This is a genomic window from Taklimakanibacter deserti (genome assembly GCA_003574785.1).
Genome location: QORU01000010.1, coordinates 219,468 through 242,555, shown reverse-complemented (window position 1 = coordinate 242,555; position 23,088 = coordinate 219,468). Strand labels below are relative to the sequence as shown.

Genomic DNA, 23,088 nt, shown 5'->3' with positions numbered 1-23,088 from the left:
TGATGCGCGATCCACGCTACGACATACTCTTCGAGCCGGTCCGCATCGGACCGGTGACAACTAAAAACCGCTTCTACCAGGTGCCGCATTGCAACGGCATGGGTTACCGTGATGCGACCGCGCTCGCCACGATGCGCGCGGTGAAGGCGGAAGGGGGATGGGGTGTCGTCTGCAGCGAGCAGGTGGAGATCCACCCGACGGGCGACATCGCCCCTTTCATCGAGTTGCGCAACTGGGACGAAAGCGATGTCGCGATGCTCGCGCGCATCGCCGAAGCCACCCATGCGAAAGGCGCGCTCGCGGGCCTGCAACTCGCCCATAACGGCATGAATGCGCCCAATCTCTATTCGCGCGAGATCCCGATCGGGCCCGTCGATCTCCCCGTCTTCTCGATCCTCAATGATCCGGTTCAGGCGCGCGCCATGGACAAGGACGATATCCGCAATCTCAGACGCTGGCACCGCAACGCGGCGCTGCGCGGCAAGCGGGCAGGATACGACCTCGTCTATGTTTATGCCGGAAAGCTGTTCGGCGGCGCCATGTTCTTCCTGTCGCGGCGCTTCAACACGCGCGGCGACGAATATGGTGGCAGTCTCGAGAACCGCGCGCGCCTGCTCAAGGAGCTGATCGAAGACACGAAGGACGCGGTCGGCGACAGGATGGCGGTTGCCTGCCGCATATCGGTCGACGAGCTTCTCGGCGAGGAAGGTCTGCATGCCGCCGAAGCGCGCGACATCATCGCGCATCTGGCGGAGCTTCCCGATCTCTGGGACCTGACGCTGTCGACCTGGGACAATGACAGCCAGACGTCGCGCTTCGCGGAGGAGGGGTATCAGGAGCCTTTCATCACCGGCATCAAGCCGCTCACCTCCAAGCCTGTCGTCGGCGTGGGCCGGCTCACCTCGCCCGACTACATGGTGAAGCTCATCCGTTCCGGCATTCTCGATCTCATCGGCGCGGCGCGCCCTTCGATCGCCGATCCGTACCTGCCCAACAAGATCAAGGAAGGCCGCATCGACGACATCCGCGAATGCATCGGCTGCAATATGTGCGTCGCGGGCGATCACACGATGAGCCCGAGCCGCTGCACGCAGAACCCGTCCTTCGGCGAGGAATGGCGGCGCGGCTGGCATCCCGAGCGGATAAATCCCGCAACGTCGCGTTCCTCGGTCCTGGTCGTCGGCGGAGGTCCCGCGGGCCTTGAAGCCGCCATGATGCTCGGCCGGCGCGGCTATGAGGTGACGCTGGCGGAAAAATCCCGGTCGCTCGGGGGAAGATTGGTCGAGGAACGGCGGCTTCCGGGCCTCGCCGCCTGGGGCCGTGTGGCGGACTATCGCGAGGGCCAGATCGACAAGCTTTCGAATGTCACGGTCTATCGTGAGAGCGACCTGACCGCGGACGATATAATCACCTTCGGCTGCGATCACGCGGTGATCGCCACGGGGTCGACATGGCGACGGGACGGCGTGGCGCGCTATCTGCTGAAGCCCGTGACCGTGGCGGAAGGCGCGGATGTGCTGACCCCCGATGACCTGTGGAGCGGCGCGCGGCCGCGCGGCAGGCGCGTTGTCGTCTATGACGACGATCACTATTACATGGGAGGGGTGCTTGCCGAATTGCTCGTGTCGGAAGGGCGTGATGTGACGCTGGTGACGCCCGCTCCCGACGTGTCCAACTGGATGCGCAACACCATGGAGCAATTCCGCGTCCAGGCCCGGCTTCTGCAGTTGGGCGTGAAGATCATCACGCAGCACGGCCTGGCGGCCATCGGCATGAAGGCTGTGGAAGCGGCCTGCGTCTTCACCGGGCGGCTGACGAGCATCGAAGCGGATGCAGCAGTACTGGTTACGGCGCGTCTGCCGCACAATGCGCTGCTCAAGGATGTCAAGGCGCGGATGGCCGAAGGCGCTTCGCTCAAGTCCATAACGGTGATTGGCGATGCCGCGGCGCCGGGCACGATTGCGGCGGCGGTATTCGCGGGTCGCCGCTATGCCGAGGAGCTGGAGGTGGTGCGCGATGCTGATGCGCCGCTTTTCAGGCGCGAGGTGACGCAACTGGCGAAAGGGCCGCTGCCCTGGACAACGCCTGCGTGAAGGCGCGCATCGCCGTGGCGATGAGCAGGTTATTGCTGTTGCATCTCGACCGCGCGCATTGGGGTCTGGCGCTTTGAGGCAGCATGGTAGGCCAGGTATTTGCGCTGCGTGGCTATCCGGTCCGCCAGATGTTTGGCGTCGTGCCACACACCCCAGATGAAGCTGGACGCTCTTCGCGACAGCCATGGCAGCCCGAGGAAATAGATCCCGGGCTCGGCGGAAACACCGCGCTGATGCTTAGGCCGGCCTTGCGCGTCGAAGGCGTCAACCTTCAACCAGCTATAGTCGGCAGCAAAGCCTGTTGCCCAGATGATCGTGGTCACGCCGGCTTCCTGCAGGTTCAGCTCGAGAATCGGATTGGTCACGCATTCCGGATCCGGTTCGATCAGGCGCGCTTCGGGCTCGAACGGAAGGTCGAGGCCGTTGCGGGCCGCATAGGCGTCGGCTTCGTCCAACAGCGACAAATAGTTCGCATCACCGCGCGCAATATTGTCCGCAAGATCCGGCGCGAAGGTCATCGTACCGTTGGTGTAGGATTTGGTCAGGCCGACAAGCGTCATGCCCCGCGCGGCAAGGCGCCGGAAGTCGACCGTCTGGCCGCCATGGGCGCCGCTGACCGCGATCGTGACATGCTCTTTGCCGGCTTCCCGGATCTCGGCGTCCCACTTGCCGAGAACGCCCAGCCACCAGCAAAAGTCCAGTCCACGATAGGCCCGCGGCGGGCGTTCATGCGGACCGACCGAGAGATAGACCCGTCTTCCCGCCTGGACGAGCTCGTCGGCGATCTGGGTCCCTGAGGATCCGGCCCCGACCACCAGCACTGCACCCCCTGGCAACTGACGGGGATTGCGGTAGGCGCTGGAATGGATCTGAAGGACACCTGCCGCCTCGGGAACAAGGGATGGGATGATGGGGCGTTGGAAAGGTCCCGTGGCCGCAACGACGTTGTTGGCCTCGATCGCACCACCCGACGTCTCGATCCGAAAGCCAGGCCGGCCGACGTTCTTCTGCACAAGCGTCACCTCTACACCGCAGCGGACGGGGGCGGCGATCTGCCTTGCGTAGGCGACAAAATAGTCCGCGACCTTCTCCTTGGGGGCGAAGGCATCGGGATCGATATCGGCGAATTCCATGTTCGGAAACCGATCATGCCAGGCTGGACCATTGGCAACCAACGAATCCCATCTTTCCGAGCGCCACCGCTCGGCAATGCGATGCCGTTCGAGGACCAGATGAGGTATGCCGTGTTTGCTCAAATGCTCGCTCATGGCCAAGCCCGCCTGGCCACCGCCAACGACAACTGTATCTACGCATTCGATTGCCAATTTGCGTCCCTTGGGAGCCTCCTGAGGCTTTCGCCGATAGGAAGATGCTCTTCTGTCAATGTAAGCGAGGGACGGGCCCCTCGGAAATTACGATTTCATGGGGCAGTGGTTAGCTTATCCCGATACTGGATTGGGCCTAATTATGGTCTTTGGTGCCTTCGATCTTCCGGCGATTATGGATTCATATGCTCGCGGCACGTCGTCCAGCGTAATCTCGGCATCCAAGATTGCAGAAAAGTCATTGGAATATTCCTGGCAGGCCCTGATGGCCCCCGGCAATTCGTCATTGAAGGCGTGACAGCCCGTCAGCCTGATCTCCTTTTCCACGAGGAGGTTGGCGCTGATGCTTAAATCACCAGAGCCCAGCCCAACCAGGGCTATCGCGCCACCGCCAGGCATGATGTGCACCAACTGCGAAACGACCGGAGGTGATCCGGTAGCATCGATTGCAAAGCGCGGAAGGTCTCGCGGCTGCGTGGCCGCCTGGAGATCGATCACTTGACCGGCTGTGATCCGCGCCACCAGGCTCGCACGATCCGGGGATTTGTCTGCAAGCAGCAAACGATGCCCGCGATGTCGAGCCAGGATACCGCAAATGGCACCAATGGGGCCGCAGCCAACGATCAAAATGGCCGAGTCCGCAGGGGCTGCCAGGCGTTTGAGCGTATGCAATGCGACCGCGGTCGGCTCCGCCATCGCGAGCACTCTTGCGTCCGCAAATTCGTCCACCTTGTGGAGCAATGCGCAATCGAGGACGACCTCCTCGGCAAATCCTCCATCGACAACCTCACCCACGAACCCCAGTTTTTCACAGATCTGGGGATAACCCTCCACACAATTTCTGCACCGGCCGCAAACGACACGACTGTCAGCGACCACCCGGTCTCCGACGCGAAGCGACAAAACGGAATCGCCAACCTGAGTTACGATGCCGGCGAATTCGTGTCCGGCAGTCGACGGGCTCCTTGAAATCCATTGGCCGGTGCGAAAGTTGTGAATGTCCGAACCACAGATGCCGGCTGCCAGAACCCTGACCCTGACCTCAAGCGGAGCGAGCACATCGGGCGCTTCGATTTCTTCCACCCTGAGATCGTTCTTCGAGTAGAGTCTGACAACCTTCATGTTGTGGCCTCTTCCAAATTGCGCGAAGCGGCCCTGGCGTCGTGGAATTTTGCAAGTGCGCTATGGCGCAGCCAGGGCCGGTTCCTTGCGCATCTCATGCCAGATATGGCCGGCGACGGCCAGAAGCACGATGATGCCGCCCGCGAGCGTATAGGGGCTCGGCACTTCACCGAAAACGAGCCACACCCAAAAAGGGGCGAGGGGCACGTCGAGGGCAGTGAGCAGCGTCGCCTCGGCGGCCGGGATCATGCGCGAGCCGAGACTGAACAGCACGAGGCCGAGTGCGCTCTGGGTCACGCCGAAAAGCGCCAGCATGGCAAGGTCGAAGGACGAGACGTCGAAGGGATCCGAGAACCAGAAGGCGACGATGGCGGTGATCCAGGCCGAAAGGCCGAGCGCCGGCATGATCGGGATGTCGCGCTTCCAGCGCAAGATGACGGCCATCAGCGCCATGGTGAGGGTCATCAGGAAGGCGACGAACTGGCCCAGCAGGCTGCCGCCATAGCGTGCGCCGGTCAGCATGACCACCACGCCGACAACCGCGAGCAGGCTCGCCGCGAGCACGCTCCACGAGGCTTTCTCGCGCAGGATGAGCCAGGCGACGCCCGCGGTGACGAAGGGCACGGTGGCATAGATCACATAGACATCGGCGACCGTCGTCAGCATGAGCGAGCCGATGAAGGCGATCATGCCGAGCCCGCAATTGAGGGCCAGGAGCAGACCCATGCCGCCGAGGCTCGCATAGGCCGCGATGACCTTGCCGCGGTGATGGACCGCCGTCATCACCAGGAAAGCGAGGCCGCCGAAGACGCCGCGCCAGAACAGGATCGTCCAGACGTCTTCATCGATGAGGCGGGTGAAGAAGCCGGCGGTCGACCAGGCGACGGCCGAAAGGCTGACCAATATCCAGCCCAGATATCGCTGATTCTCATCGCTGCGCATGCGGTGCAGTATCCCGCATCGGGCTGCCAGACCGTGTCAGGATCAGACGGGCGGCGGCAAAGCCCGTCTGGGCCTCATTTCGGTGAGGATATGGCCGAAGAGCGCCAGCATGACGATGCCACCGCCGATAAGCACGGTCCCGGCCGGCACTTCGCCGAGGAAAAGCCAGACCCATAGAGGCGTGAAAGGAACTTCGAGCGCTGCGATCAAGGTCGCTTCGGCGGCCGGGATCTTGCGCGACCAGATGGCATAGAGCACGAGGCCGGTCGCATTCTGCACGATGCCGAAGAGCGCGATGAGGAGAAGGTCCTGGCCGGTGACCGACAAGGGAGAGGCAAACCAGAAGGTTATCGAGGAGCACATCCAGGCGGAAAGCGCCATCGCCGGCAGCATCGGCACATCCTGATGCCGCCGCATGATCGTCGTCATCCCGGCCATGCCGAGCGTCATGAAGACGGCGAGGCCTTTGCCGAACAGGCTTCCGTCCCATGAGGCATCCTTGAGCATGATCCCAACGCCGGCGAGGGCGACGACCCCGGCGATGAGCGTGCTGAGACTCGGCACTTCGCGCAGGACGAAGAAGGCAAGGGCGGCCGTCATGAACGGCACGGTCGCATAGATGATCAGCGCCTCGGCGATGGTGGTGAAGCGCATCGATCCGATGCCTGAGATCATGCTCATGGCGGACAGGGCGGCCACCGCGAAGACCGGCGCCGACAGGCTTTTCAGCCGCATCAGTCCCGCTTTGCCCTCGAGCAAGAGATAGACGAGCAGCACCGCGGAGCCCGAGAAGACGCCGCGCAGGAACAGCATGGTCATGAGATCGGTGGTGATGAGCCGCACGAAGATGCCGCCGGTCGACCAGAACAGAGCGGCAAGCGCCACCAGCGCCAGGCCAAGGCGGTGGTGCGCGACGGCATCCCTGTTCAAGTGAAGGGCATCGCTGCTCATGCGGTTTGCCTGGCTTTGAAGAGGTTGAGGGTGTTGGCGCCCAGGATGAGCAGGGTGCCGATGATCGAATAGAAGTCGAAGCCTTCCCGATAGATCCAGTAGCCGACGAGCACGGTCAAGGGCACGCGCAGGAAGTCCAGGGGGGTCACGATCGTCATGTCGGCGAGCGAGATCGCCTTCGACAGGCAGTAATGCGAGAAGGTGCCGGCGAGGGCGACCACCGCGACCCATACCCAGTTGTGCGGCTCTGGCCATTTCCACACGAGGTAGGCCGGCACCGCGCCGATCACCGTCTGGATCAGGAACATCAGGAAGATGACGGTGAGCGCCGAATCCGTGCGGGTGATGATTTTGGTCATCGCGACCGAGATGGCGAAGCCGACCGCCGCCAGGAGCGCCACGGCATGGCCTTCATCGATATGCGCGGTACCCGGCTTGACGATGAGCAGGATGCCGACGAAGCCCAGCGCAATGGCCGTGAGCTTGAAGCGGTTGAGCTTCTCGCCGAGGAACAGGGCGGCGATGAGGGCGCCCCAGATCGGCATGGTGAATTCGATCGCGACGACCTGGGCGAGCGGGATGAGGGCGAGCGCCATGAACCACGAATACTGCGCGCCGTAATGCACGATGTTGCGGACGATATTGAGCCTGAGATTGGTGAAGCGGCCGCTGAAACCGCCGTAATAGAGGACGATCGGGGTGAGGATCGCGACCGCGATCACGCTGCGGAAGATCATGGTCACGAAGACCGGGATATCGTGACCGAGCTCGCGGCCGGCGACGCTGAGCGCAAGTGTATTGACAAGCCATCCTCCCATCCAGATGGCCGCTTGTGCTGTCGACTGCTGCGGCAAGCCCGATTCTCTCCTGTTTCAGCGACCTTAAGGGGGAAATTCAAGGCCCGGCTAGGGCCGAAAGGTCATATCAACCCTGCGGAACTGGTCAGGCTTGACGGGAGGGGACAGTTCGGCCATTTTGCCAGCCCATGACAACCGCCCGGAAATATGCCGTTCACATGTGCGGCATTATTATTTGCACCTAGCGCACAAACGCTGGCTGGCGGCCGCTTTTCCTCAATTTCGATCAAAGCGATCCTCCGGGCCGGCAAGCCCCAGAGAAGCTTATGGCCACCCTGAAACTTTACAATACCCTGACCCGAGCCAAGGACGTCTTCAAGCCGATCGATCCCAAGGCGATCCGCATGTATGTCTGCGGCCCGACCGTCTATGACTATGCCCATATCGGCAATGCCCGGCCGATCATCGTCTTCGATATGCTGTTCCGGCTCTTGCGCCATCTCTATGGCGCCGAGCACGTCACCTATGTGCGCAACATCACCGACATCGACGACAAGATCAATGCCAAGGCCAAGGAAGAAGGCGTCGCGATCGGCGAGCTGACGAGCCGCACGACGCACCAGTTCCATGAGGATATTGCCGCTCTCAACGTGCTTGAGCCGACGCATGAGCCCCGCGCGACCGGCACGATCCCTGAGATCATCACCATCATCGAGAAGCTGATCGCCACGGGCCATGCCTATGTGGCGGAAGGCCATGTGCTCTTCGACGTGCCCTCGATGAAGGATTACGGCAAGCTGTCGCGCCGCCCGCTCGACGACATGATCGCCGGCGCCCGCATCGACGTGGCGCCCTACAAGAAGGGCGAGATGGATTTCGTCCTGTGGAAGCCCTCAGGCCCCGATCTTCCGGGCTGGGACAGCCCGTGGGGCAGGGGCCGGCCCGGCTGGCATATCGAATGCTCGGCCATGTCGTGGAAGCATCTGGGCGAGACCTTCGACATCCATGGCGGCGGCATCGACCTCATTTTCCCGCATCACGAGAACGAGGTGGCGCAGACGCGCTGCGCCTTCGGCCTCAAAGTCATGGCCAATGTCTGGATGCACAACGGCTTCCTGCAGATCGACGGCCAGAAGATGTCGAAGAGCCTCGGCAATTTCCTGACCATCAACGAGCTGCTCAAGGATTGGCCGGGCGAGATCCTGCGCTTCAACATGCTGCGCACCCATTACCGCCAGCCGATCGACTGGACGGTGAAGGGACTCGAGGAGAGCCGCCGCATCCTCGACGGCTTCTATAATTCCGCCTCAGCACGCCTCACCGAGGATGTGCGCTTCTCGCCCGCCGTGCTCGAAGCCCTGTGCGACGACCTCAACACGCCGCGCGCCATTGCCGAGCTGCATACGCTCGACCGGCCGAATTTCCAGGCGGAGCTCGGCGCGACGCTCAATGCGCTGGGCTTCACCGGCAAGCATGTCGAGGACAAGGCCGCCAAGATCGATGAGCACAAGGTCAACGAGCTGATCGCGGCGCGCCTCAAAGCGCGTGGCGCGCGCAATTGGGCCGAGAGCGACCGGCTCAGGAACGAGCTCGACGCTTTGGGCGTCGTCGTCATGGACAACAAGGACGGCACGACGAGCTGGGAGGTGAAGCGATGACACGCGAGCGCCTCTATCTCTTCGACACGACCTTGCGCGACGGCCAGCAGACGCCGGGCGTCGATTTCTCGCTCGAGGACAAGCTCGTGGTCATGGGCATGCTCGACGGGCTCGGTCTCGACTATATCGAGGGCGGCTATCCGGGCGCCAACCCGACCGACACGGCGCTCTTCGCCGAGGACCGGCCGACCCGGGCGACCTTCACCGCCTTCGGCATGGTGAAGCGGCCGGGCCGCTCGGCGTCCAACGACCCGGGCCTCCAGGATATCTTGCGCGCCAAGGCCAAGGCGATCTGCTTCGTCGCCAAATCCTGGGACTATCATGTCCGCGTCGCGCTCGAGACCACGAATGAGGAAAATCTCCTCACCATCCGGGAATCGATCGAGAATGCGAAGCTGCTCGGACGGGAAGTCCTGCTCGATTGCGAGCATTTCTTCGACGGCTTCAAGGCCAATCCGGACTATGCGCTGAAAGTGGCGAAGACCGCCTATGACGCCGGCGCCCGCTGGGTGGTGCTGTGCGACACCAATGGCGGGACCTTGCCGCGGGAAGTCGGGGAGATCGTGCGTGCCGTGACCAAGACCGTTCCGGGCGATCACCTCGGCATACATGCCCATAACGACACCGAGCAGGCCGTCGCCAACTCGCTGGCCGCGGTCGAGGCGGGGGTGCGCCAGGTCCAGGGCACGCTCAACGGCATCGGCGAGCGCTGCGGCAACGCCAATCTCGTGTCGATCATCCCGACGCTCGTGCTCAAGAAGGAATTCGCCGATCGCTTCGAGACCGGTGTGACGATAGACAAGCTCGCGACCCTGACCCATGTCTCGCGGGCCTTCGACGAGCTCTTGAACCGCAACCCGAACGGCCAGGCGCCCTATGTGGGCCGGAGCGCCTTCGCCACCAAGGCCGGCATCCATGCCTCGGCCATCGTCAAGGAGCCCGAGACCTACGAGCATGTGACGCCGGACAGTGTCGGCAATCGCCGCCGCGTGCTGGTCTCCGACCAGGCGGGCAAGTCCAATCTTCTGGCCGAGCTTGGGCGCATCGGGCTTAGCGTGGACAAATCCGATACGCGGCTCGATGCGCTGCTGCGCGAGGTGAAGGAACGGGAAGCGCAAGGCTATGCCTATGACGGAGCGGACGCTTCCTTCGAGCTTCTGGCGCGCCGCATGCTCGGCACCGTGCCGCATTATTTCGACGTGCTCTCCTTCCGCGTCATCGTCGAGCACCGGCACAATGCGCTGGGCGAGCTCGTCACCGTGTCGGAGGCGGTGGTCAAGGTTAAGGTCGATGACGAGGTGTTCATCAATGCCGGCGAAGGCAATGGCCCGGTCAACGCGCTCGACGTCGCCTTGCGCAAGGACCTCGGCAAGTATCAGCGCTTCATCGACGATCTCGAGCTTGCCGACTTCAAGGTGCGTATCCTCAACAGCGGCACGGGAGCGACGACCCGGGTTCTGATCGAAAGCCGTGATGGCCAGGGCAATCGCTGGTTCACCGTCGGCGTGTCGCCCAACATCGTCGATGCCTCCTTCCAGGCCTTGTCGGATTCGATCGTCTTCAAACTGCTGCGCGAACAGGTGGCCCTGGCGGCCTAAAGGCGTGCGCGCCAAACATGCGACCCATGCCGTGTTCCGGGTGGTCCACGAGGCCAAGGCCCGGTAAACCGCCATCATGTCCGCCATCGATCGGCCTGCCTTTGCCGACGGCCCTTCCGAGGCCAGAAAGGGCGTCGCCTATTGCGTGGCAGCCCATGTCGTCTGGGGCGTCATGGCCTACTATTTCAAGCTCATCGAGGACGCATCGCCGGTCGAGATCGCGGTTCATCGCGGCCTGTGGTCGATCGTCGTCGGGCTCGCCGTCATCTGGCATCTGGGGCAGTTCGACAATGTCCGCCGCGCCATGGCCAATCCGCGCATTCTCCTGACCTTGTGTTTCACCGGCTTGCTGATCCTCTTCGGCTGGAGCTTCTATATCTGGGCGATCCAGCATGGCCGCACCATCGAGGCGACCCTCGGCTTCTATGTCAACCCGCTGATGAATGTCGTGGCCGGCGCCTTGTTTCTGGGCGAGCGCTTCAGCCGTCTTCAGCTGGTCGCCATCATCCTCGCGGTCGTCGCGGTTCTGATCCAGACCATTGCCTCAGGGATAGTGCCCTGGCTCGGCCTGATGCTGAGCGCGAGCTTCTGCCTCTACGGCCTTATCCGCAAGACCACGCCGGTCGGCGCCACCGAAGGCTTCTTCATCGAAGTGCTGGTGATTTTCGTGCCCTCGCTCGCCATGGCATTCTGGCTCGACAGCACCGGCGAGGCGAAGTTCCTGACGACGCCTTTCTACACGCTGATGCTGATGGGCTGCGGCGTCCTGACGGCGGTCGCGCTTCTGTTCTTCGCCGCGGCCATCAAGCGCATCCGCTATTCGACCGCGGGCCTGCTGCAATATATCTCGCCCTCGCTCGTCTTCCTCACGGCTGTCTTCATCTTCGGCGAGCCGATGGACGGCTGGCGCTGGTTCGCTTTCGCTCTGCTCTGGGTGGCGCTTGCCATCTATTCATATTCGGCCCTCGAGCAGATGCGCGAACCCGCCCCGGCGTAAGGGTGCACCTTATACATGTGACCCATGCCGTGTTCCGGGTGGTCCGAGAGGCCTTATCCCGGTAAACCCGCCGCCCATGTCCGCCATCGATCAGCCGATTTCCTCCACGAGCCTTTCCGAGGCCAAGAAGGGGATCCTCTATTGCATCACGGCCCATATCTTCTGGGGCCTGATGGCCTATTACTTCAAGCTGATCGACAAGGTCTCGCCGGTCGAGATCGCGGTGCATCGCGGCCTGTGGTCGCTCGTCATCGCCTTTGCCGTCATATGGTTCCTCGGCCAGTTCGACGATGTGCGCCGCGCTCTGGCGAAGCCGCGGATTGTCGCGACCCTGACGCTGACAAGCTTTCTGATCGTCTTCAACTGGGGCTTCTACATCTGGGCCATCCAGAACGGGCGCACCATCGAGGCGAGCCTTGGCTACTACATCAATCCGCTTCTCAATGTGGTTGTGGGCGCTCTGTTCCTGGGCGAGCGCTTTACGCGCACGCAACTGGTCGCGATCGCGATCGCGGTCACCGCGGTGGTGATCCAGACGATCGCGCTCGGCGTCGTGCCGTGGCTCGGCCTGATGCTGGGGGCTACCTTCTGTCTCTATGGCTTCATCCGCAAGACGGTCGATGTCGGTGCGACGCAAGGCTTCTTCATCGAGGTGCTGATCCTCTTTCTCCCCGCTCTCGCTGTCGCGCTGTGGATGGGAGAAACCGGACAGGCGGCATTCCTGACGACGCCCTTCTATACGCTGATGCTGATGGGCTGCGGCGCGCTCACGGCGGGGGCGCTCCTGTTCTTCGCCGCGGCGATCAAGCGCATCCGCTACTCGACCGCTGGACTGATGCAATATATCTCGCCCTCGCTCGTCTTCCTCACCGCGGTGTTCATCTTCGGCGAGCCGATGGATTTCTGGCGCTGGCTGTCCTTCGCCATGCTCTGGGCGGCGCTCGCCATCTATTCATATGCGGCGATCCGCACAGGCCGCAGGCTCGAGGTCGCCGAGGAGCCGGCGCAAGCTTAATCATGTGGTGCCGATGCGAGTACGATTCATACGCTTGACAGGTGGCTCTTTGTAGTTTACAAACTACATGCGTGATCGAGCTCAGGCAGACCGAGATTTTCCAAAAGTGGAGAACGAAGCTTAAGGATCAACGTGCTCGGGCGATGATCGCGTCCCAACTTGATCGTCTCGCTCAAGGAAATGCCGGCGATGTGCAGCCGGTCGGGGAGGGGATCAGCGAATTGCGCATCCACTATGGCGCCGGCTATCGCATCTATTTTCAGAAGCGGGGCGAGTTCATCATCATACTGCTTTGTGGTGGTGACAAGAGCACGCAGGCCAAGGACATCAAGACGGCGAAGCGCTTGGCTGAGTCATTGAAGGAGTAAATATGAGCCGAACACGAGCGCAAAAACTGACTGCCTATGATCCGGCTGAGGACCTCAACTCAGATGAAGCAATTGCCGTGTTCATGGAAGAAGCATTCAAGACCGAAGATGTAGGCTACATCGCGCACGCGCTTGGTGTGGTCGCTCGCGCCAAAGGCATGGCGCAGATCGCGAAAGAGACAGGGCTTTCCCGTGAGCAGCTCTATCGTTCTTTCAGTGAAAACGGCAATCCGACGCTGAAAACGACGATTGCAGTCATGAAGGCGTTGAGAATGGAGCTGACAGCGAAAGCTCATGTCTGAGTCCTCACTCGGCGATCAGTGCAGGGCGCTACCCTGGAATAGCCAATCGGCAGAGTCTCTGGACGCCGGCTATCGCGTCAGGCCTGCAGCGCCTGCCGCAAGGCGGCGAAGCGCTTGCGATATTGTGCCGGCGTGATGCCGGTCTTGCGCCGGAACAGGCGGCTGAACGAGCTCGAATCCTCGTAGCCCACCTCATGTGCCACCGCCTCGATCGAGAGGTCGGTCGTCTCGAGAATCTGCTTGGCTTCCTCGAGCCGCAGCGATTGCACATAATCCATGGGCGACCGCCCCGTGGCCCGGGAGAACCGCCGGTTGAAGGAGCGCTCGGGCAGGCCGCTCATCTCGACCATGGTGGCGACCGGCGTGCCTTGTTTGTAGTTGTCGGCGAGCCATTCCTGGCATTTGGCGATCTGGGCATCGCTCGCCTGCTTGGCCGTGACCAGTCCCGCATAGGGAAGTGTGCCGGCATCGTGCCAGTCGAGCAGATACACCTTCGCGACCTCGACGGCGGCGCCTACGCCGATAAAGCGAGCGATGAGAAACAGCGCGAGATCCTGGAAGCTGGTGCCGCCGCCGCTCATGAAGATGCGCTGGTCGTTGCCGCTGACGACCAGCGTGCGGCCGGCATGCACGCGGATGCGCGGATACATCTTGGCCATGGCCTCGCAGAAGCCCCAATGCGTCGTCGCATCCTGATCGTCGAGGATGCCGGCTTCGGCAAAGAGGAGCGCGCCGGAGCAGGCTGAGGCGACGGCCGTGCCGGCTTCGTAGCACCGCTTGATCCAGGCGACTTCGGGCTCAAACCGCCCCGCGCAGCTTTCCCAGGGCGGGATGAAGAAATCCGAGACGCACAGAATGTCAGGCCGCGGACAATCATCGAGTGCGTAATGCGGTGTGATCGTGACGCCGTTGAAGGCAGCGACCGGGACCTTGTCCCGCGCCACGATATAGGGCTTGGCCGCTCCTTCCTTTTGGCACCCCTCCGTCAGATAGGCCCAATCGCGCCCGGCGGAGGCGAAGAGGTCGAACATGCCGTGCAGTGTCGAGCCGGTGACTTCTGGTAGGGCCAGAAGGGCGACGTTGAGTGGGCGATTGGCGTCACTATGGGCTTTCATGGCTGAAATGACCGGTTCCTTGCCGGAATAACCTTAGTGGGCACCGCGTCTTTACGCTAGGTCGACGCGCCTTCGCCGGTCCCTGCCGGCCAATTTTGATGGAGTTTATGCATGTCGAAATATCGCCAGGCCTTGCCGCAGCTGAAGGGCGGCGTTTTCCTGACCGACGGCGGTCTCGAAACGACGCTCGTCTTCCTCGAAGGCGTCGAGCTATCCTATTTCGCCTCCTTCCCCTTGATCACCACCGAGAGCGGCCGCGAGAAGCTCAAGAACTACTTCCGCCCCTATATCGAGCTGGCGAAGCTCAAGCAGGTCGGCTTCATCCTCGATACGCCGACCTGGCGCGCCAGTCCCGACTGGGCGGAGAAGCTCGGCTTCTCGCCCGACAGGCTCATCGCCGCCAATCGTCTCTCGGTCGATTTCCTGGTCGGACTGCGCCAGGACTATGCCGGTCTTGTCGAGCCTCTGGTCATCAATGGCGTGATCGGGCCGCGCGGCGACGGCTACAAGGTCGAAACGCGGATGAGTGCCGAGGAAGCGCAAGCCTATCACACGATGCAGATGAAGGTGTTCAGCGACAGCGAAGCCGACATGGTGACGGCGGTGACCCTCAACTATGTCGACGAAGCTCTGGGCATCATGCGCGCCGCCAAGGCCCACAAAATGCCTCTGGTCATTTCCTTCACCGTCGAGACCGACGGCAGGCTGCCGTCCGGCGAAAGCCTGCGCGAGGCGATCGAGACGGTCGATCGCGTGAGCGGAAACTACCCGATCTATTACATGATCAACTGCGCGCATCCCGAGCATTTCGAAGACGTGCTGAGCGCCGGCGCCTGGCTCAAGCGCATCCGGGGCTTGCGCGCCAACTCATCGGCGAAGAGCCATGCCGAGCTCGATGCGGCGACCGAGCTCGACATCGGGGACCCGGAGAATCTCGGCGCCCGCTACAGCGCCTTGCGCGCCAAGCTGCCCAATCTCGTGGTCCTGGGCGGTTGCTGCGGCACCGACCATCGCCATCTGACGGCGATCTCGGATGCATGCCTCGCGGCATAGAATGTAATGAGGGTGGGTGCGCGGAGGTTTCGCGCGCTCACCTACAGTGTCTTGCGGATCGGCTCCTGCGGGACCTTCGCCGTCGATTGCTTGAGCCGGTCTTCGAACACCGAGACGACTTCGCCGGGTGACTTCACCACGTCGAATTTGAGCTCGAGGCCTTCGCGGATGAATTTCTCCTGGCGCATATGGTTGATGAGCGTGATGAGCGGCGCCCAGTAATCGTCGATATCGCAGATGATGATCGGCTTGGCGTGGCGGTCGAGCTGCGCCCAGGTCGAGATCTCGACCAGTTCCTCGAGCGTGCCGAGCCCGCCGGGCAGCGCCGCGAAACCGTCCGAGCGTTCGAACATCGTCATCTTGCGCTCATGCATGCTGGCGGTGACGATGAGCTCGTTCACCTCGGTGAGCATCCGCTCCTTGTTGACCAGGAATTCCGGGATGATGCCGACCACGTGGCCGCCCCCGGCGATGACCGAACGGGCGACTTCGCCCATGAGGCCGAGGCTGCCGCCGCCATAGACGAGGCCGATGCCCTGATCGGCCATATGTCCGCCGAGCGCGCGCGCCGCCGCCATGTAGGCCGGGTTCCGCCCAGGTCCCGAGCCGCAATAAACACAAAGATGCCGCATGATTCTCCTATATCCATTTGGTCGCGCGATGGCCGTCCGTCAAGCTGACCCCATTGCTTAGTCTTTGCAGATTCGCCGGTAATTCATTATTTACAGGGCTAGATACGGAACCGCGACAATGAAAAACCCGCTTGCAGTTTTCACCGGCGCCGCCTTGGCGACGCTCGCCGCCTTGGCGGGGCTCAATATGACCAATTGGCCCGGCGGCGGTCCGGATGCCCAGAAGCCGGCGGAAGCGGCAGGTGCGGCCCAGGAACCGTCCGATACGTCAGGCGCGACCCAGAAACCGGCGCAAACGGCTGGTGCATCCCAGAAGCCGGCCGCCGAAGAGACGAGCCCATCTCCCGAAAAACCGACTGAAATGGCCGCAATTCCAGCCCCCGAGCCGCCGCCCAAGGCGGAGACGGCGGCCGGCACCGAACCCGAGCTCGATACGGTCAGAGTCGAAAGCGATGGCCAGGCCATCGTGGCGGGCAGGGGCAAGCCCGGTTCCGAAATCGCTCTCAAGCTCGGCAATGAGGTGATCGGCAAGGGTATCGCCAGTCCCGATGGCTCGTGGGTCGTGGTTCCCGACCAGCCTTTGCCCAAGGGCGCGCATGAGATCACCATCGAGCAGAAGGCGGCCGATTCCGCTCCCGTGACCGCGGAGCAGTCGATTGCGGTCGCAATTCCGGAAAAACCCGGCCAGCAGGCCATGGTGGCGCTGACGGAACCGGGAACAGCGACCAAGGTTCTCCAGGCCGGCGGGGATCAGGAGCAGGCGTCCTTATCGGAGCCACAGGCTGAGCCGGCCCCCGGCCAGCCGACGGCGCCCGAAAAACCCGCCGAGCCGGCGCAGACGGCCGTAGAGCCGCCCAAAGCCGATGAGCCGGCCGGCACGGTCCAGAAGCCGGAAGAAGCCAGCCCGCCCGCCAAGCCCGCGGACCAGGGCACGGACGTGGCCAAGACCGAGGTGTTCCCCGAGGCCGTGAAGCCCCCCGAAGCAACGGCGCCGGCCGCGCCGGCCAAGACGGCTGAAAATATCCCGCTCAGGCTCGATGCAGTCGATTACAACGACAAGGGCGACATCATCTTTTCCGGGCGGGCGAAGCCTGGAACGGCTGTCCGCCTCTATGTCGACAACCGGCCCGTCGGTGATGCCATCGTCGATTCGCAAGGCAGCTGGTCATTCGCCGGCAAGGACATCATTGCGCCCGGCACGCACAATCTGCGCGCCGATCAGATCAACACGGGCGGCAAGGTCATTGCCCGCATCGAGCTGCCTTTCCTGCGCGAAAATGCCGAAGCCGTCGCGGAACTGAACTCACCGCTAGGGACCGAGGCGGTGGAAGCGCAGCCTGAGGAGATGGAAGCCCAGGAGCCGGCGCAGACGAGCGAGCCGCAGCCCACTGCCGAGCAGCCCAAGACGGCGACCGCCGAGCAGCCCAAGACCGCGACGGCCGAGCAGCCCAAGACGGCGACTGCCGAGCCGCCTGCGCAAAAAACGAGCGAGCCGTCAGCTCAGGCAAGCGCATCACCGAAGACTTCCGAACCGCCGCAGACGACGACCGAGCAGCAGACGGCCGAGCAGCAGACGGCCGAGCAGCAGACGACGACCGAACCGCAGCAGCCCGAGGCAAGCGCGCCCGCGCCGGCCAAGACCGCCGAGGCTGAGCCGCAGCAAGCCGCCGAGCCCGAGGCCGCAGGGCCGGCAGCCGATCAGCCTGCCGCCGGCGACAAGAAACCGGAGGTGACGGCGACCGCGGCGGCCGAGCAGGCGGCCAAGGCCATCGACCCTAACCAGCCGCGCACGGGCAAAGTCGTCATCCAGCCGGGCAACAATCTGTGGAAGCTGTCGCGTGTGATCTATGGACGCGGCAAGAACTACACCGTGATCTATCAGGCCAATAAGGATCAGATCCGCAATCCGGGTCGCATCTATCCGGGACAGATCTTCGCCATTCCGGGTGCGGCACCACCCGAGCAGATCGACCCCAAGCGCAAGGATCCGCTGACCAGCGCCGAGGGCGGCGCCGCGCAATGAGGCGGAAGCCCACTTCGCACCGCGCTGCTTTGGGGCGTGGTGACGGTAGCCTTTGGCTGACCCTCAAGGACATCATGCCGCTGTTGTGGCCCGCGGGCCGCACGGATCTCAAGATCCGCGTCGTCATCGCCATCACGGCACTGGTGCTGGCCAAGGTAGTGACGGTTCTCACTCCCTTTGCCTATAAATATGCCGTCGACGCGCTCACCCTCAAGAACGGCGTGCCGGCGCTGGTCGTGGTGCCGGTCTTCATGATCCTGGCCTATGGCGTCGGCCGCGTGATGCTGGTGGCCTTCGCGCAACTGCGCGATGCGATCTTCGCCAAGGTTGGCCAGCGCGCGGTGCGCGAGCTCGCCATGCGCACCTTCCGGCATCTGCATGCGCTGTCGCTCAGATTCCATCTTGAGCGGCGCACCGGCGGCCTGTCGCGCATCATCTCGCGCGGCACCAACGGCATCGACACCATACTGCGCTATTCGCTGTTCAACACGCTGCCGACGGTGCTGGAGCTCGTGTTCATTTGCGCCATCCTGGCGCGCTCCTATGGCTGGCTCTATGCGCTGGTCGTCGCCCTGACGGTCGCCGCCTATGTCGCCTTCACCTATCTCGCCACCGAATGGCGCATCCATATCCGCCGCGCCGCCAATGACGCCGATACCGACGCCTCGACCAAGGCGATCGACAGCCTGCTCAATTTCGAGACGGTGAAATATTTCGGCAATGAGGAGCATGAGGCGCGCCGCTACGACAAATCCATGGAGCGCTATGAGAAGGCCTCGGTCAAGACCTGGATCTCGCTCGCGGTGCTCAATGCCGGCCAGGCCTTCTTCTTCGCCATAGGCCTAACCATCGCCATGCTGATGAGCGGCTATGCCGTTCATGCCGGCAGCATGACGCTCGGCGATTTCGTCATGATCAACGCGCTGATGATCCAACTTTATATGCCGCTCAACTTCATCGGCTCGGTCTATCGCGAGATCAAGCAGGGGCTCATCGATGTCGAGGAGATGTTCGCGCTTCTCGAGGTCGATGCCGACATCAAGGACCGGCCCGGCGCCGTTCCCTTGCGCACCGCCAAGGGCGAGATCGTCTTCGACCACGTGGACTTCGCCTATGACGCCGGGCGCCCGATCCTGCGCGATCTTTCCTTCCGCGTGCCGAGCGGCCATACCGTCGCCATCGTCGGGCCCTCTGGCGCCGGCAAGTCGACGATCTCGCGCCTGCTGTTCCGCTTCTACGACGTCGGCGCGGGCCGCATCCTGATCGACGGGCAGGACATCGCCCAGGTGACCCAGAAGACGCTCAGGGCCGCGATCGGCATGGTGCCGCAGGACACCGTGCTGTTCAACGACACGGTGCGCTACAATATCCGCTATGGCCGGCCCGAGGCGGACGACGCCGATGTCGAGGACGCGGCCCGCCTGGCGCAGGTCCATGCCTTCGTCATGTCGCTTCCCAAGGGCTATGAGACGATGGTCGGCGAGCGCGGCTTGAAGCTCTCGGGCGGCGAGAAGCAGCGCGTGGCGATCGCCCGTACCATCCTCAAATCGCCGCCGATCCTCATTCTCGACGAGGCGACCTCGGCGCTCGATTCGATGACCGAGCGCGAGATCCAGAGCGCGCTGGCACAAGTGTCGCGCAACCGCACGACGCTGGTCATCGCCCATCGCCTGACAACCGTGGTCGATGCCGACGAGATCATCGTTCTCGATCAAGGCACCATCGCCGAGCGCGGCACCCATGCGGAGCTCCTCAGGGAGCGCGGCCTTTATGCCGCCATGTGGAATCGCCAGCGCGAGGCCGAGGAGGCGCGCCGCCGCCTTGCCGATATCGAGCATGAGGAAGGCGAGCTGCATGAGCCCGAAGACGAGGACGAGGTCATGTTACGGGTCGTTAACTGACCGCTGCTGTATTTCACCGGGCCGCTAGGATAGGCTGTATTCGAGAACACCATGTCACTCGTCAACTCCATAAGCTCGACATTCGTGCCCATCCATCGCGAGGGCTGGCGCTTCGTCGCCATCGCGGCGGCGGTCACGCTCTTCTTCTATTGGCTCGACTGGGAGTTCCTGGCCCTCCTGGCGCTGGTCGTGACCTGCTGGTGCGCCTATTTCTTCCGCGATCCCGATCGGGTGACGCCGCTGAAGCCGGGGCTCGTGATCTCGCCCGCCGATGGCCGCATCAGCGCGATCGAGAGCGTCGTGCCGCCGCCGGAGCTCGATCTTGCGCGCGAACCCGTGACCCGCATCTCGGTCTTCATGAATGTCTTCGACGTCCATATCAACCGCTCGCCTGTCGATGCCCGCATCGCCCATATCGCCTATGTGCCGGGCAAGTTCCTGAGCGCCGATCTCGACAAGGCGAGCGCCGACAATGAGCGTCAGGCCTTGACGCTCGAGCTGGATGACGGCCGCAGGCTGGGCGTGGTGCAGATCGCCGGCCTCGTGGCGCGCCGCATCGTGAAATTCGTGAATGACGGCGACATGCTGAAATCGGGCGAGCGCTTCGGCCTCATTCGCTTCGGCAGCCGCGTCGATGTATATTTGCCGGCGGGCGTCAACGCGCTGGTCGTCGTCGGGCAGCGCTCCGTGGCGGGCGAGACGGTCTTCGCCGATCTCGCTTCAACGGAAGCAGAACGCGCCGGCCGGCGCAATTGAGGAGATAGCCCCATGGCGAATTTCCCAGGTATTGAAGAAGAAGCGATCGGCAAGAGCCATCGCGAGCAGCGCCTGCGCCGTTTCAAGCAGGTGCCGATCCGCATCTTGGTGCCCAATCTCATCACGCTGCTGGCTTTGTGCAGCGGCGTGACCGCCATCCGTCTCGGCATGGAAGGGCGCTATGAGCTCGCGGTCGGCGCGGTGATCCTCGCCATCGTGCTCGATGCCATCGATGGCAGGCTCGCGCGCTTCCTCAAAGGCACGTCGCGCTTCGGCGCCGAGCTCGACTCGCTCGCCGACTTCGTCAATTTCGGCGTGGCGCCCGCGATACTGATCTATCTGTGGTCGCTCAATGCGCTGAAGAGCCTGGGCTGGCTGGTGGCGCTCTGCCTCGCGATCTGCTGCGCGCTCAGATTGGCGCGCTTCAATGTCGCGATCGATGATCCCGACAAGCCGGCCTGGATGATGAATTTCTTTACAGGCGCGCCGGCGCCGGCGGGTGCCGGTCTTGCCATGGCGCCGATGTATCTGGGCTTCCTCGGCCTCATTCCCGACGGCCACACGGTCGCCTGGCTGGTTCTGCCCTATATCGCCGCCGTGGCGCTTCTGATGGTGAGCCGGGTGCCGACCTTCTCGGCCAAGACCTTGGGCTCGCGCATCAGCCGCGACCTCGTCCTGCCGCTGCTCGGCGTCGCGGCGCTGGTCATCGTCAGCCTCATCGCCTTCACCTGGGAGATGCTGACCGCGATGTCGCTCCTCTATATCGCGCTCCTGCCCTTCGGCATTCGCTCCTACCGCCGCCACAAGGCAGAGTATGAGAAGCGCAGCAGCGAGGCTGAGGCCGAGAGACCGTCGACCGCTTAGCCACGTTTCTCGAATCGCACCTTGCGGGCGAGCCAGCAGCCGACGGTGACGGCGGTGATCTTGCCGACCGTGTCGCGCTCGAAATGCAGCGTCCAGTCGCCCGGCGCCGAGGCATCCATCGAGCGCTGGCACGGCATGCGCCAGAGATCGGTGCCGACCGGATAGAGGGGCTGCATCGCGCCCTTGCCGAGAAAGCCCTCGAAGCTGCCGAAAAGGGCGCTGCCCTGCGCCACGATATGGAAATCGGCATCGAGCTCGGGACTGTGAAACACGCCGCTAATGTCGGAAGTTGCGGTTCCCGCGACGCGCCTCGCCGTGGTTTTGAGATTGTCGCCCGGGCGGATCATATGAACGTTATCGCCGTCGCGCTTGAGCATCGCGTCGGGGGCGGAGGCCTCGCTCTCGCTCGTCAGATCGAGAAGGTCGGCATTGGTGGTGAAGCGCGCGATGACCTGGCCTTTCTCCCGCTCCGGCGAGATGTCGAGCAGGAGATCGGTGTCGGGATCGTGATAGGCGCCCGTCCAGGCCGCGTCATAGGCGATCCGCGGCTTGGCCGGCGGCGTCTGACCCAGTGCGGAGCGCAGCACCTCGAAGGCGGCCTCATGCGCGTTGGCCTGGTGATTGAACAGGACGACGACAGACAGCCGCTCAGCCGACGCATGGAGCCGCTGGCTGCGCCAGCCGCGCAGCGCGCCGCCATGGCCGGTGAGTGCCACGCCTTCGCTCTCCATATGGGCAAGGCCGAAGCCGTAACGGGCGGGCGTGCCGTCGGCGAAAGACGGCTTGACCGCCAGGCGCCGATAGAGTCCCTCCGGATCGTCGCGTGTCGCGTCGATGAAACGCTCCCAGGCGATCATGTCGTCGAGCGAGGCCGCGATGCCGGCATCGCCCGTCCAGTTGATGCGGTTGACCGCCGGGATGAAGCCGAAGTCGTTGTCGCCCTCATAGCCGATCCCGCCGCCCGGAATGTCGCCGGTCTCGGGATTGAAGCACGCGGTTTCCATCCCGGCCGGCCGCAAGATCCGCTCGGTGAGGATCTCGGCGAAAGGCCGGCCGACATGGTCCTCGATCAGATCCGAGACGAGGCGGAAATTACCGTTGGAATAGGAATAGCGCTGGCCCGCCGGGAAATGCAGCGTGCGGGTGCGGCCCATCAGGGTTTTGGCATCGGCGGGACGGAACTCGCCTTCGGGCTTGGCGCCGCACAACACGGTGAGCGCCCAGTAGTCGCGCAGGCCCGACTGGTTGTTGCACAGATCGCGGACACTAGGCGGCTTGTCCTGCAGGAGCGGCAGGCGCGCTTTGAGCGCCTGATCGAGCCGCGCCGGGTCGCCCAGCTGGTCGAGCAAGGTGGCGCAGGTGAATTGCTTGCTGATCGAGCAGATGGGAAAGAGCGTCTGCGGCGTGAAAGGCTGATGGCGCGCGAGGTCCGCATAGCCCCAGGCTTGGCGCGCGACGACCGCGCCATCCTTGACGACAGCCACGGCGCCGCCGGGACCTTTGAAATGCAAGGGAAGCTCATCGAGGATGCGGCGGAGATCGGACATGTGAGGCCTTTCGTTTTGACGGAGGGAGA

The 23,088-nt window shown here is 63.3% G+C and carries 20 protein-coding genes; 12 read left to right on the top strand and 8 right to left on the bottom strand.

Translation table 11 applies throughout. The features are described from left to right. The first annotated feature begins 2 nt into the window (after positions 1-2). Entirely contained in the window at positions 3-2,093 is a 2,091-nt protein-coding gene (locus tag DS839_RS21960) for an oxidoreductase (protein ID WP_119272615.1), read from the top strand. A 29-nt stretch (positions 2,094-2,122) separates the two neighbouring features. On the opposite strand, the gene DS839_RS21955 is transcribed toward DS839_RS21960, so the two are convergent. From DS839_RS21955 to DS839_RS21935, 5 genes are all read right to left on the bottom strand, one after another. Next, the gene (locus tag DS839_RS21955; RefSeq protein ID WP_119272614.1) at positions 2,123-3,418 is read right to left on the bottom strand and encodes a flavin-containing monooxygenase; all 1,296 of its coding nucleotides are present in this window, start codon (positions 3,416-3,418) and stop codon (positions 2,123-2,125) included. A 114-nt stretch (positions 3,419-3,532) separates the two neighbouring features. Next, positions 3,533-4,540, bottom strand: a complete 1,008-nt coding sequence (locus tag DS839_RS21950) for a zinc-dependent alcohol dehydrogenase (protein ID WP_119272613.1) — start codon at positions 4,538-4,540, stop codon at positions 3,533-3,535. Positions 4,541-4,600: 60 nt separating this feature from the next. Next, complete coding sequence (locus tag DS839_RS21945) at positions 4,601-5,482, bottom strand: DMT family transporter (RefSeq protein WP_119272612.1); 882 nt, start codon at positions 5,480-5,482, stop codon at positions 4,601-4,603. A 42-nt stretch (positions 5,483-5,524) separates the two neighbouring features. Then, on the bottom strand, positions 5,525-6,433 hold the full coding sequence (locus tag DS839_RS21940) for a DMT family transporter (protein ID WP_119272611.1): 909 nt from the start codon (positions 6,431-6,433) through the stop codon (positions 5,525-5,527). Next, the gene (locus tag DS839_RS21935) at positions 6,430-7,287 is read right to left on the bottom strand and encodes a DMT family transporter (protein WP_368911828.1); all 858 of its coding nucleotides are present in this window, start codon (positions 7,285-7,287) and stop codon (positions 6,430-6,432) included. The genes DS839_RS21940 and DS839_RS21935 overlap by 4 nt, the downstream gene beginning before the upstream one ends. Before the next feature lie 269 nt (positions 7,288-7,556). On the opposite strand from DS839_RS21935, the gene cysS reads away from it, so the two are divergent. The 6 genes from cysS to DS839_RS21905 all read left to right on the top strand — a co-directional run bounded on the left by cysS (position 7,557) and on the right by DS839_RS21905 (position 13,168). Beyond that, positions 7,557-8,888: a cysteine--tRNA ligase gene (gene cysS / locus DS839_RS21930; RefSeq protein ID WP_119272610.1), complete on the top strand. Its 1,332-nt coding sequence runs from the start codon at positions 7,557-7,559 to the stop codon at positions 8,886-8,888. Beyond that, complete coding sequence (cimA, locus tag DS839_RS21925; protein ID WP_119272609.1) at positions 8,885-10,486, top strand: citramalate synthase; 1,602 nt, start codon at positions 8,885-8,887, stop codon at positions 10,484-10,486. Before cysS ends, cimA begins: the two co-directional genes overlap by 4 nt. Before the next feature lie 76 nt (positions 10,487-10,562). Further along, positions 10,563-11,483: an EamA family transporter RarD gene (rarD, locus tag DS839_RS21920; protein ID WP_119272608.1), complete on the top strand. Its 921-nt coding sequence runs from the start codon at positions 10,563-10,565 to the stop codon at positions 11,481-11,483. A gap of 76 nt (positions 11,484-11,559) precedes the next feature. Beyond that, positions 11,560-12,498 (top strand): EamA family transporter RarD, encoded by a 939-nt coding sequence (rarD, locus tag DS839_RS21915; RefSeq protein WP_119272607.1) that lies wholly within the window; start codon positions 11,560-11,562, stop codon positions 12,496-12,498. 71 nt (positions 12,499-12,569) lie between these two features. Further along, positions 12,570-12,866, top strand: coding sequence for a type II toxin-antitoxin system RelE/ParE family toxin (locus DS839_RS21910; RefSeq protein WP_119272606.1), 297 nt, complete (start codon positions 12,570-12,572; stop codon positions 12,864-12,866). Between the two features lie 2 nt (positions 12,867-12,868). Continuing rightward, positions 12,869-13,168: an addiction module antidote protein gene (locus DS839_RS21905; protein WP_119272605.1), complete on the top strand. Its 300-nt coding sequence runs from the start codon at positions 12,869-12,871 to the stop codon at positions 13,166-13,168. A gap of 77 nt (positions 13,169-13,245) precedes the next feature. Here DS839_RS21905 and DS839_RS21900 read toward each other — a convergent pair whose 3' ends face one another. Further along, on the bottom strand, positions 13,246-14,283 hold the full coding sequence (locus DS839_RS21900) for a GlxA family transcriptional regulator (protein WP_119272604.1): 1,038 nt from the start codon (positions 14,281-14,283) through the stop codon (positions 13,246-13,248). A gap of 111 nt (positions 14,284-14,394) precedes the next feature. On the opposite strand from DS839_RS21900, the gene DS839_RS21895 reads away from it, so the two are divergent. Further along, positions 14,395-15,336, top strand: coding sequence for a homocysteine S-methyltransferase family protein (locus DS839_RS21895; RefSeq protein ID WP_119272603.1), 942 nt, complete (start codon positions 14,395-14,397; stop codon positions 15,334-15,336). 41 nt (positions 15,337-15,377) lie between these two features. Here DS839_RS21895 and DS839_RS21890 read toward each other — a convergent pair whose 3' ends face one another. Beyond that, complete coding sequence (locus DS839_RS21890; RefSeq protein ID WP_119272602.1) at positions 15,378-15,968, bottom strand: LOG family protein; 591 nt, start codon at positions 15,966-15,968, stop codon at positions 15,378-15,380. Between the two features lie 118 nt (positions 15,969-16,086). Between DS839_RS21890 and DS839_RS21885 the strand changes: the two genes are divergently transcribed. From DS839_RS21885 to DS839_RS21870, 4 genes are read left to right on the top strand one after another with little or no spacing between them, the layout of a single operon-like run. After that, positions 16,087-17,991, top strand: coding sequence for a LysM peptidoglycan-binding domain-containing protein (locus DS839_RS21885; protein WP_119272601.1), 1,905 nt, complete (start codon positions 16,087-16,089; stop codon positions 17,989-17,991). Then, positions 17,988-19,892: an ABCB family ABC transporter ATP-binding protein/permease gene (locus tag DS839_RS21880; protein ID WP_119272600.1), complete on the top strand. Its 1,905-nt coding sequence runs from the start codon at positions 17,988-17,990 to the stop codon at positions 19,890-19,892. The genes DS839_RS21885 and DS839_RS21880 overlap by 4 nt, the downstream gene beginning before the upstream one ends. A 51-nt stretch (positions 19,893-19,943) precedes the next feature. Beyond that, the gene (locus tag DS839_RS21875) at positions 19,944-20,648 is read left to right on the top strand and encodes a phosphatidylserine decarboxylase (protein ID WP_119272599.1); all 705 of its coding nucleotides are present in this window, start codon (positions 19,944-19,946) and stop codon (positions 20,646-20,648) included. 12 nt (positions 20,649-20,660) lie between these two features. Continuing rightward, the gene (locus DS839_RS21870; protein ID WP_119272598.1) at positions 20,661-21,512 is read left to right on the top strand and encodes a CDP-alcohol phosphatidyltransferase family protein; all 852 of its coding nucleotides are present in this window, start codon (positions 20,661-20,663) and stop codon (positions 21,510-21,512) included. Here DS839_RS21870 and DS839_RS21865 read toward each other — a convergent pair. Continuing rightward, complete coding sequence (locus tag DS839_RS21865) at positions 21,509-23,059, bottom strand: D-aminopeptidase (protein ID WP_119272597.1); 1,551 nt, start codon at positions 23,057-23,059, stop codon at positions 21,509-21,511. The two genes, DS839_RS21870 and DS839_RS21865, sit on opposite strands and share 4 nt — an antisense overlap. Positions 23,060-23,088 lie beyond the last annotated feature (29 nt).

Excerpts from the sequence above, each read along its gene's own strand:
- DS839_RS21960 (WP_119272615.1), top strand. The coding sequence starts at position 3 with ATGCGCGATCCACGCTACGACATACTCTTCGAGCCGGTCCGCATCGGA.
- DS839_RS21950 (WP_119272613.1), bottom strand. The coding sequence starts at position 4,540 with ATGAAGGTTGTCAGACTCTACTCGAAGAACGATCTCAGGGTGGAAGAA.
- DS839_RS21945 (WP_119272612.1), bottom strand. The coding sequence starts at position 5,482 with ATGCGCAGCGATGAGAATCAGCGATATCTGGGCTGGATATTGGTCAGC.
- DS839_RS21940 (WP_119272611.1), bottom strand. The coding sequence starts at position 6,433 with ATGAGCAGCGATGCCCTTCACTTGAACAGGGATGCCGTCGCGCACCAC.
- cysS (WP_119272610.1), top strand. The coding sequence starts at position 7,557 with ATGGCCACCCTGAAACTTTACAATACCCTGACCCGAGCCAAGGACGTC.
- cimA (WP_119272609.1), top strand. The coding sequence starts at position 8,885 with ATGACACGCGAGCGCCTCTATCTCTTCGACACGACCTTGCGCGACGGC.
- rarD (WP_119272608.1), top strand. The coding sequence starts at position 10,563 with ATGTCCGCCATCGATCGGCCTGCCTTTGCCGACGGCCCTTCCGAGGCC.
- rarD (WP_119272607.1), top strand. The coding sequence starts at position 11,560 with ATGTCCGCCATCGATCAGCCGATTTCCTCCACGAGCCTTTCCGAGGCC.
- DS839_RS21905 (WP_119272605.1), top strand. The coding sequence starts at position 12,869 with ATGAGCCGAACACGAGCGCAAAAACTGACTGCCTATGATCCGGCTGAG.
- DS839_RS21900 (WP_119272604.1), bottom strand. The coding sequence starts at position 14,283 with ATGAAAGCCCATAGTGACGCCAATCGCCCACTCAACGTCGCCCTTCTG.
- DS839_RS21895 (WP_119272603.1), top strand. The coding sequence starts at position 14,395 with ATGTCGAAATATCGCCAGGCCTTGCCGCAGCTGAAGGGCGGCGTTTTC.
- DS839_RS21890 (WP_119272602.1), bottom strand. The coding sequence starts at position 15,968 with ATGCGGCATCTTTGTGTTTATTGCGGCTCGGGACCTGGGCGGAACCCG.
- DS839_RS21885 (WP_119272601.1), top strand. The coding sequence starts at position 16,087 with ATGAAAAACCCGCTTGCAGTTTTCACCGGCGCCGCCTTGGCGACGCTC.
- DS839_RS21880 (WP_119272600.1), top strand. The coding sequence starts at position 17,988 with ATGAGGCGGAAGCCCACTTCGCACCGCGCTGCTTTGGGGCGTGGTGAC.
- DS839_RS21875 (WP_119272599.1), top strand. The coding sequence starts at position 19,944 with ATGTCACTCGTCAACTCCATAAGCTCGACATTCGTGCCCATCCATCGC.
- DS839_RS21870 (WP_119272598.1), top strand. The coding sequence starts at position 20,661 with ATGGCGAATTTCCCAGGTATTGAAGAAGAAGCGATCGGCAAGAGCCAT.
- DS839_RS21865 (WP_119272597.1), bottom strand. The coding sequence starts at position 23,059 with ATGTCCGATCTCCGCCGCATCCTCGATGAGCTTCCCTTGCATTTCAAA.